General features: G+C 60.0%; 15 protein-coding genes and 1 pseudogene. 8 read left to right on the forward strand and 8 right to left on the reverse strand.

Annotated elements, in window-relative coordinates:
* Nucleotides 1-204 (forward strand): hypothetical protein (locus AB4Z51_RS41840; RefSeq protein ID WP_441499502.1); only part of this gene is annotated, 204 nt, incomplete at its 5' end.
* A 705-nt stretch (nucleotides 205-909) separates the two neighbouring features.
* Here AB4Z51_RS41840 and AB4Z51_RS41845 read toward each other — a convergent pair.
* From AB4Z51_RS41845 to AB4Z51_RS41860, 4 genes are read right to left on the reverse strand one after another with little or no spacing between them, the layout of a single operon-like run.
* Entirely contained in the window at nucleotides 910-1,221 is a 312-nt protein-coding gene (locus AB4Z51_RS41845; protein ID WP_135217079.1) for a hypothetical protein, read from the reverse strand.
* Between the two features lie 32 nt (nucleotides 1,222-1,253).
* On the reverse strand, nucleotides 1,254-1,322 hold the full coding sequence (locus AB4Z51_RS41850) for a hypothetical protein (RefSeq protein ID WP_375338066.1): 69 nt from the start codon (nucleotides 1,320-1,322) through the stop codon (nucleotides 1,254-1,256).
* Nucleotides 1,323-1,331: 9 nt separating this feature from the next.
* Nucleotides 1,332-1,505, reverse strand: coding sequence for a helix-turn-helix domain-containing protein (locus tag AB4Z51_RS41855; RefSeq protein ID WP_135217078.1), 174 nt, complete (start codon nucleotides 1,503-1,505; stop codon nucleotides 1,332-1,334).
* Nucleotides 1,502-1,840, reverse strand: a complete 339-nt coding sequence (locus tag AB4Z51_RS41860; RefSeq protein WP_135217077.1) for a hypothetical protein — start codon at nucleotides 1,838-1,840, stop codon at nucleotides 1,502-1,504. Before AB4Z51_RS41860 ends, AB4Z51_RS41855 begins: the two co-directional genes overlap by 4 nt.
* Before the next feature lie 350 nt (nucleotides 1,841-2,190).
* Between AB4Z51_RS41860 and AB4Z51_RS41865 the strand changes: the two are divergent.
* A pseudogene (locus AB4Z51_RS41865) lies at nucleotides 2,191-2,874 on the forward strand (glycosyltransferase family 4 protein); the annotation flags it as partial.
* A gap of 7 nt (nucleotides 2,875-2,881) precedes the next feature.
* On the opposite strand, the gene AB4Z51_RS41870 reads toward AB4Z51_RS41865, so the two are convergent.
* Nucleotides 2,882-3,859, reverse strand: coding sequence for an AraC family transcriptional regulator (locus AB4Z51_RS41870; RefSeq protein WP_038959834.1), 978 nt, complete (start codon nucleotides 3,857-3,859; stop codon nucleotides 2,882-2,884).
* An 840-nt stretch (nucleotides 3,860-4,699) separates the two neighbouring features.
* On the opposite strand from AB4Z51_RS41870, the gene AB4Z51_RS41875 reads away from it, so the two are divergent.
* The gene (locus AB4Z51_RS41875) at nucleotides 4,700-4,861 is read left to right on the forward strand and encodes a hypothetical protein (RefSeq protein WP_167768329.1); all 162 of its coding nucleotides are present in this window, start codon (nucleotides 4,700-4,702) and stop codon (nucleotides 4,859-4,861) included.
* Nucleotides 4,862-5,845: 984 nt separating this feature from the next.
* Here the strand turns inward: AB4Z51_RS41875 and AB4Z51_RS41880 are convergent.
* A complete protein-coding gene (locus tag AB4Z51_RS41880; RefSeq protein ID WP_441499503.1) occupies nucleotides 5,846-6,133 on the reverse strand; it encodes a response regulator transcription factor in 288 nt (95 codons plus the stop codon).
* 552 nt (nucleotides 6,134-6,685) lie between these two features.
* On the opposite strand from AB4Z51_RS41880, the gene AB4Z51_RS41885 reads away from it, so the two are divergent.
* The 4 genes from AB4Z51_RS41885 (at nucleotide 6,686) to AB4Z51_RS41900 (ending at nucleotide 8,611) form a co-directional block, all read left to right on the forward strand.
* Nucleotides 6,686-7,153, forward strand: a complete 468-nt coding sequence (locus AB4Z51_RS41885) for a hypothetical protein (protein WP_441499504.1) — start codon at nucleotides 6,686-6,688, stop codon at nucleotides 7,151-7,153.
* Nucleotides 7,154-7,237: 84 nt separating this feature from the next.
* Nucleotides 7,238-7,696 (forward strand): low affinity iron permease family protein, encoded by a 459-nt coding sequence (locus AB4Z51_RS41890; RefSeq protein ID WP_028154185.1) that lies wholly within the window; start codon nucleotides 7,238-7,240, stop codon nucleotides 7,694-7,696.
* Nucleotides 7,696-8,217, forward strand: coding sequence for a DUF1003 domain-containing protein (locus tag AB4Z51_RS41895; RefSeq protein WP_441499505.1), 522 nt, complete (start codon nucleotides 7,696-7,698; stop codon nucleotides 8,215-8,217). Before AB4Z51_RS41890 ends, AB4Z51_RS41895 begins: the two co-directional genes overlap by 1 nt.
* A 157-nt stretch (nucleotides 8,218-8,374) precedes the next feature.
* Nucleotides 8,375-8,611 carry a GlsB/YeaQ/YmgE family stress response membrane protein gene (locus AB4Z51_RS41900; RefSeq protein ID WP_135217083.1) on the forward strand — a complete coding sequence of 79 codons (237 nt, stop codon included), beginning with the start codon at nucleotides 8,375-8,377 and terminating at the stop codon, nucleotides 8,609-8,611.
* A 65-nt stretch (nucleotides 8,612-8,676) separates the two neighbouring features.
* Here AB4Z51_RS41900 and AB4Z51_RS41905 read toward each other — a convergent pair whose 3' ends face one another.
* Nucleotides 8,677-9,021: a hypothetical protein gene (locus tag AB4Z51_RS41905; RefSeq protein ID WP_441499506.1), complete on the reverse strand. Its 345-nt coding sequence runs from the start codon at nucleotides 9,019-9,021 to the stop codon at nucleotides 8,677-8,679.
* Here AB4Z51_RS41905 and AB4Z51_RS41910 point away from each other — a divergent pair.
* Nucleotides 9,014-9,229: a DUF6894 family protein gene (locus AB4Z51_RS41910; protein ID WP_135217073.1), complete on the forward strand. Its 216-nt coding sequence runs from the start codon at nucleotides 9,014-9,016 to the stop codon at nucleotides 9,227-9,229. The genes AB4Z51_RS41905 and AB4Z51_RS41910 overlap by 8 nt on opposite strands.
* A gap of 1,268 nt (nucleotides 9,230-10,497) precedes the next feature.
* Here AB4Z51_RS41910 and AB4Z51_RS41915 read toward each other — a convergent pair.
* Nucleotides 10,498-11,793 carry a DUF892 family protein gene (locus tag AB4Z51_RS41915; RefSeq protein ID WP_028153966.1) on the reverse strand — a complete coding sequence of 432 codons (1,296 nt, stop codon included), beginning with the start codon at nucleotides 11,791-11,793 and terminating at the stop codon, nucleotides 10,498-10,500.
* Nucleotides 11,794-11,979: the final 186 nt, after the last annotated feature.

Genomic DNA, 11,979 nt, shown 5'->3' on the forward strand with positions numbered 1-11,979 from the left:
CCGTCAGGGAATCACGAATCGCCCAAAAGCAAAATCCTAAAACGCAAGAAAGCGAGGTCCAACACCCCGCTTTCCTGCAAAATCGAATACTACATCATCAAGACAAATTCTGCTTATTTCTCAGATCAATCCGCATTCTTCACGGACGACGAAGTAAAACCCTGGCATGCCGCACCAACTTGCACTGCCGGGCCGGGTTCCTAGTTTTCCCGGAGGCTTGGCAATGCCTCTGGTCCTGCTGCCCGGATTTTTCTCAGCCGACTGCCGAGTTTTCCCAGAGTCTTGTGATGCTCTACTYGAGCTGACGGAACTAAGTTTGCGCGCGGCGGCTTCGGGCTCGGCGAAGGGGCGTTTCTCGACGTGTTTGTTCATGCGCCGACCGGTGAACGGTGTAGATGTGCACCTCGTACGCAATCGGGATCGGCTCGCCGCAGAAGCACCTCGAACAGCCGTTGGAGTTTTGCGTCGGCATCTGGCACCCCTCAGCTTGCATGCGGCGCTTCCATGCGTGGAAATCGCGGTCGCGTCGCCAAACTTCAAAATCGTCCTCGCGAAGCGTCGGCTCCACCTGCTGCCATGCCCGCTCGAATGCGGCGCGGGCTTGGTCGAATGTTGTAGCCGAGCCCGAGCGCTGCGTGCTGGGCTCCATGCCTGGATAAAACCCAAGACTCCAGCCTCATTGATCAGCGCTTATCGGCACGCCAGCGCGGATGCCGATCGTCCCTATGCGGACGTCGGCGGAATAGATGTGCCAGGTTTCGTGTTGATCGTTTTCGCTTCGGCGCCGGGTCAGTTCGGTCATGGCAAAGCAGGATGGGAGCCGGTTGCGCTACCCCGTACATCGGTTGCGCTTGCTTGCACCCTTCCGCAGCCGCTCCCTCGACCAGCGGGTGAGGACTTCGGTGATCATCAGTGCTGCTTTTTCTTCAGCAACATATCAATGGCCACGAGGCCCAGGTCGAGCGGCAGCCGCTCGCGCTCCTCCGGCGACATCCGGTCGTAGCTGCCATCCTGTTTCAGCTTCTCCATCGCCATCAGCGTGATCAGCATGCCCGCGACGATGGTGCGATGGTCTTGGTGGAACTTGCTCAGCTTCGGCTGCTGGTCGTACTCGTCGAGCAGCTCGCGGCCGACGAGCTGCATAGCTTCGGGGTCGTTCGCCGTCGCCGCCTTGGCGAAGGCGTCGCGCAGGGTCTCGATGCGCTGGTTCTTCCTGATCATTGCTTGCTCATATCGGCGGTGAAGTTTGGCTTTTACTGTTTGGTCTCCCAGCCGAGCAGCGTGCCTGGCGTGATCTGCAGGACCTTGCAGATGTCGGTCAGCTCATCGACTCAAATCACCTCGCTCGCCGTCTCCCAAGCGATGACCTCGGCCTCGGTGGTGTCGAGGCGGCTCGCCAGCTCGGCGCGGCTGAGCCCGCGCGCGATCCTGAGCGCCTGCAGGCGATGCCCGACCTCGCGCTCGACATCGGTGATGGGTTCAACAGGCTCGTGTGGTCGTCTCATGTCACCTCGTACTCTTGGCGTTCCAGCGGCTTCGTCGGGTCATCGCGCAGGCCTCGGTCACGATCGGGCCGACCGTTGCTCCGACCAGCATCCCGAGCATGAAATGCTTCATCGGGCTTCTGCTTCAGGGGGCCGTCCGAGCCGCTTTCGCCGGGGGTCACGCAGAGCATCTCGTCTTCAGAGAATTCGACATTCCGGCACTTCTTGCTTCCCGCGCGACCGACGCTGAGGTCGTCTTCGTCGGCCGTTGCCGCCATTGCACAGGCCCCGACCACGATCGCGCCGATTGTTCCTCCGATCATGCAGCCGACCAGCATCCCAAGCATGAACTGCATCGGCGCCCTCCTTCACGTGCCCGTCCGAGCCGCCGACCTGGTCGCGATAACCTTCTAAACAAACCGCTCCATTGCCTCGATCGCTTGAGGGGGCGGAACGTCATGGTGATCAAGCCGCCGCCCGGCTTTGCTTGTGGCCATTCGTGCGCGCTTGCCCGTTGAGCTTTTTCGCGTTCGCCTTGATCTTGTGCGCCGCGCGACCGCGTGGCTTCTTTGGACGGGGCTCGACTGCGTTCGCCTTGGCCTGTCCCTGGCGGACCGAGACTTCGCCCAGCCRCTCCAGATAGTACAGGTTCAGCCTGATCTGCTGCGGTGACAGCCCGGTGTCGCGCGCGAGCGCCGAGATCGAGATCCACGCTCACATCGACTGGCTGCCCCTTGCGCTGCTCAGTCGGCTCGGCGTGCCCTTCGTAACCACCATGCATGGCCGGCTCGACCTGCCGGGCCTTTCCGAGGTGCTGCGGCAGTTTCCCGGCGCGGGCTTCGTGTCGATATCGGACCATCAGCGTCTGCCGTTGCCTGAGGCAAATTGGATCGCCACGATCCAGCACGGACTGCCATCGAACAACTTTCGCCCGTCTTTCGATCAAGGATCCTATTTGGCGTTCCTGGGCCGCCTGACCGCGGAAAAGGGCCCCCAGGACGCCATCCGCATCGCGCGCGCCGCCGGAATGCCCTTGCGCATCGCCGCCAAGATTCCGCGCGGCGAGACGGGCTACTTCAAGAAGCAACTTGAGCCCCACATCGACGGTCGGGCGCTCCAGCTCGTCGGCGAGGCGGATGAGGTGAAGAAGCAGCCGTTCCTCGCAGAGGCCGCGGCCCTGGTGTTTCCGATCGATTGGCCGGAGCCTTTCGGCCTCGTCATGATCGAGGCGATGGCCTGTGGGACGCCAGTGATGGCCTATCGCTCCGGCTCCGTGCCCGAGGTCGTCGAGGACGGCGTGACCGGCTTCATCGTCGAGAACGAGGAGCAGGCTGTCAGAGCCGTGGGCGATCTGGGCCGGCTCGACAGACGAAAAGTACGCGCCCGCTTCCACTTGATCAGCTAGGATCCCTTCGGGCGCAACGAACGCCACGCGGCGAATCGCCGAAGCGAGCTCGGAACAAGCGATTGAAATGCGAAACATCCGAGAAGCCGACCTCTAGAGCGATATCGGAAATTAGTCGCGCGCTGGCACTGGACTCGGTCAGCAGTTTGAGCGCTCGTTGGAGACGCAATTCATTCACGTGCCCGGTGAACGATGATCCTGATGATGCCATCAGGCGCTGCAGATAGCGAGGTGAGATGCCTTGGCAACGAGCTACCATCTCGACGCTGAGCCCTGGTTCTTGAAAGTGTGTCTCGATGTAATCGAGGGCGGCGCCGTGGCGCGCAGTCACGACAGCGCTCGCACTGCTCTCGCCCAAGGGAGCGCACTCGCCGATTGCGAGCGCCAGGAGATCGTGGATGTGAGCCACGACCGCATCTCGCAGCTTCGGGGTGGCCAGGACACTCTCAGTAAATGCCGACTTGAGATAAGCCATGAGAAGTCGGAGCGCTTCACTTCGGTGAGAAATCGGCCGCATGGCGCGGCTTTCGACGTTCGTCACGCGCTGTGCGAGGGCGTCGCGCGGTACGGCAAGACCGAATAGCAATCCGTCGACATAGGTGACGGTGGCCGGCTCGGAATGCAGAATTGCGATGGCGTCGCTGGCGTGAAGCTCGATTTCTTGACAGCGCTGCGATAGTTGACTTTTGCCGGGAGAACAGAGGACGACTCCGATCGAGTCATCACCATCAGCGATGCTCGCCTGCAAGCGCTTGAAACGCATAGGGGAGCCTTTCAGCGCGAGCCTGCGCAAACCTCGGATCGCTTGCAGCGTTGCGTAGGCCTGAAACGGTGCGTTCGATAGAGGCTCAATATCAGCGTGGACTATGCCTCGCCCAAAGTCCTCGCGCCATAGCGGGACTCGCATCCGCTCCGGAAACTCCCGCGTCGAGAAACGATGTGATACGAATTCGGCTGCGTCCATAGACATGGGGACCTCCAGCCTTGTTGGACATCGGGATCAAATGCGACAAACTCACCGGTATCTGCATTTTGCAGTTCGCGCACCGAACTTGTTTGATCTGTGCGCAAGAGTCCAAGAAGCTACGCCATTGGCCTGCTAGTCTCGCTCAGCTAAGTTCAATGCTGATGTGAACTCGTTCACTTAGCGGCCAGAAATCTATAGTGATTGCGAAGGCCGTGGCGTCAAAAAATCTCCTCTAAGAGGAGGCGGTCGTGATGGCTCTATTTCTGATTGCCGTTATCGGATCTAGTTTGAGATATCCTTGGCGGGGTGAACCCGTAAGCTCCGCTTCTATGACCCTCGCGATTGATCGAACTCAACGATCCGCGGACAGACTGTCCTGCAGCACCAGACGTTCTCTGATACCGATTTCGTGTTGCGCCTCGTCGGCCACATCGTCGTCATCCGAGTTCGTCGGACACAAACTGCTCCGGCGCCTTTGATATTTACCGCCGGTTGAAATGGTCGAAATCTATCGTCAATGGTGATGATCAAGCGAGGGTTCGATCATGTCCACCCTAGTCGAGATGTTTTACCGGGAGTATTGCCGTGCCCGCCTCGCCGAAATGCGGAAGCAGCTTCTGATACCGGTTGCCCGCGACGACACATTGCAAGCGTCTTGGGAGGACGGCGATCCCACCGGCTCAGGCAATCAGAGCACCGGCTGGCCAACGAAAGAACCTCCAACCATCAGGTAGCTCGGGCTCGTAACCGCATCGTTTGATCGATACCCCGCTCGGCACGCCCAGCCCGGAGCAGCAGCGCCTCTCATCGACCGATGTGCGAGCACGCCGACAGGTCAAACAGATGCACGATCGAACTCACCAGCGCTATTACGGCGATGACGACGGGTACGTGGTGCGCCGCAGTTACGGCTACTACGGCGGCCCCGGCTACTACGATCGCGGCTACGGCTCGTACGGCGGCGGGCCGAGCATCGGCTTCAGCTTCGGCACCCGTAGCTGGTGACCAAGAAAGGGCCGCTCTCCGAGCGGYCCATTCGATACGGTAAACATTGTGGTGATCGGATGTCCACTCTTGCGAAGCTGCTAGGACAGAAAGAGCAATTGCTGGCGCGGCTTGAAGCCGGACCGGCGCGAACGAGCGCGCCGAAATCCAGGCGCTCCTCGCCAAGATCGAGACCTCGCTGAAGTTGCTCGGCACCCAGGATTCCGCCGCTGCAGGCGAAGACCAATAGCCTCTGGGAGCGAAGGATTGAGAAGGGCGGGAGCTTCGCCGAAGCCTTCTGCTCACGCTTCCCGGGCTGGCGGATGAAGGCCCCAGCTCGGGGGGCAGGGGCTATGAGCTGGGGCCAGTACGGGGTTCGCCCCTTGGGGCAGGGGCGTCGGGAAAACTTGGCAGTCGCGCGATCGTTCCTCTGCGCGCCATGAAGTTTCGGATCGAGTTGCCCGTGAAGGCGCGGAGCTCCCTCTGCGACGCTTTTCTTCGCCGCACGCCGCCTCCACGCTCACAGGATGCGAACAGGGGCAGTCTGCGAAAGCTAAAAGTGGCTGCTGAGATGCAATGCCCCCTCAGCAGATCGATGCTACGCTGCATCCTGCTGGGGACAACAATGGCTATTACCGAATACTTCAAAACTCGCCTCTGGGGCCTGAAGAAATCACGCGGCTTTCGAGAGCTACGAAGAGGCGCTGCGTTCGATTGGCGTACAGGATCAGAACGACCCTCTCACCGAGTTGATCGCCAAGAAGATCATCGAGATCGGTCAGACGAGGCTCAAGGACCCCTCCGAAATCTGTGTTCGGGCCGTAGAGGAACTGGGCCTGCTCAAAGGGTGATTACGCTGGAAAGGGCATGGTGCGCCGAAGCTGCGGATCCTAGGTGGTCCAGGCTGCGGCGATACCGCGAATAGACCGGCTAACTCGGCGTCGCCCTTTTCCTCGCCAAGCTCTTTGACTATCCGGACGATCTCGTCCGGATGGAAGGGCTTCCTCACGATGCGGCTCCCGGGAACGGGACGTGGAGTGGCGGGAGAGAAGCCCGTGGCGTAGATGACCGGCAGTCCGGATCCTGCTCGCGGCAGCGCTCCGCTATCTGCCATCGATCGACCTGTCCGGGTAGGCGGACGTCGGTGACCAGCACATCCGCGGCGTGGCGCTTGCACCAGGCCAGCGCTTCCTCCCCAGTGCTCGCGTAGATCACGTGATAGCCTGCCTCGCGCAGCGCTTCGACGACGAATTCGCGGATCAAAGGGTCGTCCTCGACGAGAAGTACGCTCACTGGAGCCTCATATCCGATAGCATTTGTTCTCATGTCGAACGGCCAAAATGCGTAGCCGTTCCTGTCGGGTAGCCCGCCGACGGGTATGACTGGAGGCCTGTTCCGGTGGTCCTTATGACGGCTGCGTAAGTCCCCTTGAAGGCGGGGCTCGTGGAGGCGTCAGGGTTTCGGAGTTGGTTGCGATGTGGGCGAGGCTTGCGGGGCGGGGGCTGCGGTGCAGGGCGGTCGCGGGCTGCTGGGGAGGCGCGGCAGACGGCTGATCGCTTCCGCCATAAGGGACACATGTACCGATGTTGCTCAGCGGCCGTTGGCCTGGAGGTCACGTGCCTTCGAATACTCACGTCGCCGGTCGATGTTTGCTGCGGCCCATCGATCCCCTGCCTCGAACGCGTCGGCGTGGTGCTTTCGCATCTGCTTCTCGGCAGAGAGGCATTGGTGGCGTAGGATCAGGCTTCTTGGAACGTAATTGGCTTCGCCGCTTTTCCTGGTGTGAAGGGATGCAGCCGACTCGTTGCCTATGTCTCGGTGGGGGTCTGCGAAGGAGGAGCTTTGATGAAAGCGACAGCTCTGGCGATGACCATTTTCACAGTCTCGGCCGCTTCGGTTTCGGCGCAGGCCACAAGGTGGACGACCTACCGCATTCCACAGACGGGCACGTCGATTGACTTCCCTTCTTCGATCTTCACCGAAGAAGCGGGTCGGCCGGACGGTTACGGGCAACGCTTTCGAACTGCCGACGGCCGCGCCGACCTCACGATACAGGCTGCTCCCAACGTCGGGAGTGACTCGCCCGCTGCTTTCCTCGCGAAAAAAGGACCGCCTTCGCGCATTCAGTACAAGAGAGTGACGCCGCGGTTCTTTGCGGTTTCCAGCTACAAGGGCGACAAGGTCTGGTATGACCGTTGCAACTTCTCCGGCGGGCTGGTCCATTGCGTGCTGATCAATTATCCGGCCAGCGAAGAGCGCGCGTGGGATGGGATCGTTACGCGCATAAGCCTCTCGCTCAGTGGCGGCATATGAGGGGTTAGTTCCCTGGCGATGGAACTTTCGGGCGCACTACCGATTTGTCCCGCCGGCTGACACGCTGACATGGGGCGACATATCATGAAGGCCAAGGAAAAAGCTAAAGAGCCGTCCGCGGTTTCGAAGTTTTTCGGCGACCTCGCCAATAAGACCTCGCTGGCGGCAGGCCGGGCTTCAACGTTCATTATCGCGGCCGGCATCGTCATCATATGGGCGGTAAGCGGACCGCTCTTCGGTTTCTCCGATACGTGGCAGCTGGTGATCAACACAGGAACGACTATCGTCACGTTCCTGATGGTGTTTCTCATCCAGAATTCTCAAAACCGCGATAGCGCCGCGATCCAGGTCAAGCTCGACGAATTGATCCGGGTCGGCGCGGCCCGGAATTCACTGGTCGGTATCGAACACCTGACGGACGACGAGATCGAGGATCTGCGCGGCAAATGCGAGGCGAGGGCGCGCGCTGAAAGATCGGCCGACAAGAGCGTCGACAAGACGCGGAAGTCGGCGCGACGGGCCGCAGAAAAGGTCGCAAACTGATGCGGGCGGGCACTCAGTCAGCGAGGCCCGCCGCCCAAAGCATCGACGCAATCCTTCGCCTTGAAAAGCAGGATGAAGAAACTCTGGCGGTTCATCACCGTCTGTTTCACTGGATCGGCTGGTTCGTCGGCACCGTTCAGTTTATCGTTCTTCAATGCGCGTTCGTGATCGGCTGGATCATCCTCAGCCACTTTTTCCCGCATCACGCCTTCRACGAATATCCGTTCCCGCTGCTCGCGACGATCCTCGCGCTCGAAGCCGTTCTCCTCACCTCATGCGTGCTGATCCGCCAAAGCCTGATCGACCGAACCCTGGAACGGCGCGATCACCTGGAGCTGCAGATCAATCTCCTTGCAGAGAGGGAGGCGACCCAGTCGTTGCGCATATTGCAGCGCATCGCGAAGAAACTGGATGTCGAGGACATCGAGGATGGTAGGCCGGATGAGCTTGCAAGCGAGACGTCGGTTGATCAGATAGCGCAAGACTTGAAAGACCGCCAGGACGAAGACGCGAAGCAGTAGACGGTTACGAGGGGCCACGCTTTCGCCCGTTCCCACCTTTCGATCGCGTATCGATGCGCCCTTCTCGGTTTTGGACCACGTCTAAACCGCCTTACGTGATGTCTGCTCGATACCGCTCGTTTGTCTTGCGCCTTGGACTGCCGCCTTGGCCTCCGGCATGGAAACGGGTCAGGTGATCTGCTCCATGGTGCACTGTTTCGGTGCCACCGAACCAGCCGGGTTCATCCTAACGACCATCCTCGGGATCGTTGGTGCGTTCGTTGCGACTTACCTTGGGCAAGCCTTTGGCTGGTATCGTCTTGGCGAAGGCACAGGATTGATCGGCGCCGTGGTCGCGGTCATCGTGCTGCTTGTCTATGGCTTTGTGGTCGGCAGACAACGGCGCACAATCTGAGAAGACACCTCAGGGGTGCACTCCGCACCTCGCTGCAGATCCACGTGATCACGACCACCGCAACCTTAGCCCGGCTGGGGGGACCCTACTTTGGCGGCGGCTGCCTCGGCGGCATCCATGCCAACCTGCTTCACCCTATCCAAGGCTTCGGCACCTTTGTCGCCGACTTCTGCGACCACGGTATCTGAGGCTTCTCGCAAGGCCTGCGATACCGCGCCGGCGCGACGATTCAGGTCGGCTTTCACATCGTCGGCAACTTTGCCGATATATTCGTTCTCCATTTCGGAAGCGCGAAACGCGCCTGCGACTGCTGCCCCGATCGCCATGCCCACAATCCCAAGCACCAGGGGTTGTCTTTCAAGCTGCCAAACTTGAGTTTTCACCTGTAAAACTGTTCCCAGAATGCCCAAGTTCCACTTCAAGCTTGTCGACACTCGGATTGTCGCGGATCATGGCGTGCACGATCTGGTGGACGAGACAGCGGCGCAGATCGAGGCGATCAGACTCGCGCGCTCCTTGCGTGCGACTCGTCCTGAGCTGGTCGGGCGCAATTGCTCGGTTTCGGTCGTCGACGAGCAAGGAAAAAGCATTTGTATTATTCCAGTCGATAGCATCTGACGCCGGGATCGGAGCGCTCATTCGTCGCGGATCACCGCGCTTCCGGCATCAGTGATTTCGTAGAAAAGAGATCCTGTCGGCAAGATCTCGGTCTGAGGGATTTGCTTGAGAAGCGGCCGGATCTCATCCGGCGCCCGTGAAGACTCGGCGCAATTTGGCCCGTTCGCTCCTGATGGGCACGCGCCGGCTTTCCTTCGAGTAGCAAACGTTCAGTCGGCTGAACCATTCTTGAAGGCCCGCGTTGTCCTTTTCGAAACGGGATCAGCAAAATGTTGGTGGATATTCGAACAGTCCTCTTAGGCTTGGCTTTCGTTGTGGCGTCCTTCGCGGTGGCTCTCGCCGAGCCCGCCACAGAAGAACGACCCAATTTCGCGGAAAGATTTGCCGACGCTCGACCAATCAGGGTGGTCCTCCCCGCGCCGTGGGAGCCTTCGTCTAAGCCGGTCCTAACCGTGGTGCGAACGCCGGAAAAGTAAGATCGGTTAGATGTTGTTCCCGGTCGCACTCAGGTTCGATCGACCAATGGTGGACGCTCACTCGGCTTACGCTACCCGCGCAATCTCGGGCGGGCTCGCAATTCGCGCCTCCAACATAACAATCGAGTTTCGGAGATTGTCCCGGGCAAGACAAGCCACCACGAAAGAATAAGGCCGCCTCAGTTGGCGGCCTCTTTACTGATCCGTCTTCAGCTTGCGCCGGACGCGATCGCCTATCTTGATCGGATCCTCGAAAGGCCGCCCCCAGTCCCTTGCTCTTCTCACTCTCCGCAACCGTACGCTCGACCTCGGCGGCGACACGCTCAGGTGATCCGCGAGCCGGGTGAATAGTTCGATGAGGAAGGACTGGAGCTTCCGAATTGCGGGCCGCGCAAGCGGAAGCCGCCAAATCGTTGGCCGACATGGCGCGTAACGCCCTCCATCATTCGGCTGCAACTACCGCCAAACGCTCATGGCGATTGGGGTCCGGGATGTGATGCCGGCCAAGTTCACCTTCGAAATCGAAAGATCAAAGCACTGAGATCTCACCCGACTCTGTGATCTTTACCTTGCCTTGGCAGGCCTCGCATTTGACGGGGTAGCTCTTACGGCCAGGATGAGGGGGCTACATGGACCTGGGAAAGCCGGTTCCGTTGCACAGCCGGCAGGTATGCTCTTTGATCCTCGGGGGCATGCTAGTCCTTTCCAACCGCCTCGCGGTTCGTCAAAACGTGTTAGCAAGCAGCGGCCCCACAGAGTGGGGACCGCCTATCTCAATGCTTCGACGCTGACCTAGCCTCCAGCGGGCTCATCTTCGACGAAGGTCTGCTCGATGGCGGCGGGCATTTTCGCAACCGACATCAACGAACGCGCGACCTGATTGAGCAACTGATCCGCGTTCTCCTCCTCGGCCAGATTCTTCGAAAGCAGCGCGACCACCGCGCTGTGACGCAACTGCTGCGCCAGGTTGCGGGCAGCGGTGTAGCCGGCAATCTCGTAATGCTCGATACGCTGTGCCGCGCCGATCAATGCGAGATCCGCTGCTGCATCGTCCTTCTTGGCTCCATCCTTGATCACTTCGTCGCCCTCTTCGACAAGTCCTTGCATGCCCTTGCAAGACTTCACGCGCGGCTTCTTGCCGAGCAGTTCGAAGCACTCGTCGAGACGTTCGATCTGCGTTTCGGTTTCGGCGAGATGAACGGTGAACAGCTCGCGGAGCTGGTCGTAGCGAGCAGCCTCGATCATCTGAGGCAATGCCTTGGTCAATTGCTTCTCTGCATGCAGGAGGTCCCGCAGCTGATCGATCAGCAGGTCGTCAAGTCCAATGACAGGCTCCGACGGCGAACTCTCGGCAACGATCGAAGGCGCCGCGCCGGGATCGCCGCTCTGGAGTGCCGGTGATTCCATGAAGATCCAGTCTTCGCCTTCGTTCCAGGGGCCTCTTGTGTCGATTTCACCGTTGTCGCCGGAACCCGTCGAATCGTTGAAGAACTGGTCCACGAGACCCGGCGTGGGAGCGATGCGGCCGATGCTGAATGTGGGTTTGCCCATGCTTTCAAGCGCACGCGAGAACGCCTTCATGTGGGTGATTTCCCGCGTCATCAAAAACTGCAGCGCGTCCTTAGTGCCGGCGTCATCACAGAAATTGATCAGTCTTTCGTAGACGATCTTGGCGCGCGCTTCCGCGGCGATGTTGCTGCGCAGATCGACGTCGAGTTCGCCGGTGATCTTGAGATAGTCAGCCGTCCAGGCATTGCCTTGCGAGTTGAACAGATTGACGCCGCCGCCTCCGGCAATCGCGATCAAGGGATCGGCTTCCGCCGCTTCTCGATCGAACTTCAAGGGCTTCAAGTGCAAGCGCGCGAGCGATCCCACCACCTCGAGGTGGCTCAATTCCTCGGTTCCGATATCCATCAGGAGATCCTTGCGGTCCGGATCTTCGCAATTGAGACCCTGAATGGAGTATTGCATGGCGGCCGCCAGCTCGCCGTTAGCCCCGCCAAACTGTTCAAGTAGCATATTTCCGAACCGTGGATCGGGCTCGTCGACCCGGACTGTGAACATGAGCTTTTTGACGTGATGATACATGGAGAGACCTTTGATTACGGGAGATACCAGGGCCAACCGGGCGCTGTGTTGGACGTTCCTAATTCGGATCGTGCCGCGACCAGATGCTTCTCGGGAGAATCAGGTGGCTCAATGCAGCGTTTCCGCCGCGGCTTCGTCGACAGCGGCCATCAGGTCAGCCGTATCCGATTGCTGGATCATGTGACC

This window comes from Bradyrhizobium sp. 2TAF36, from assembly GCF_052114925.1.
In the GTDB taxonomy this organism is placed as follows: Bacteria; Pseudomonadota; Alphaproteobacteria; order Rhizobiales; family Xanthobacteraceae; genus Bradyrhizobium; species Bradyrhizobium barranii.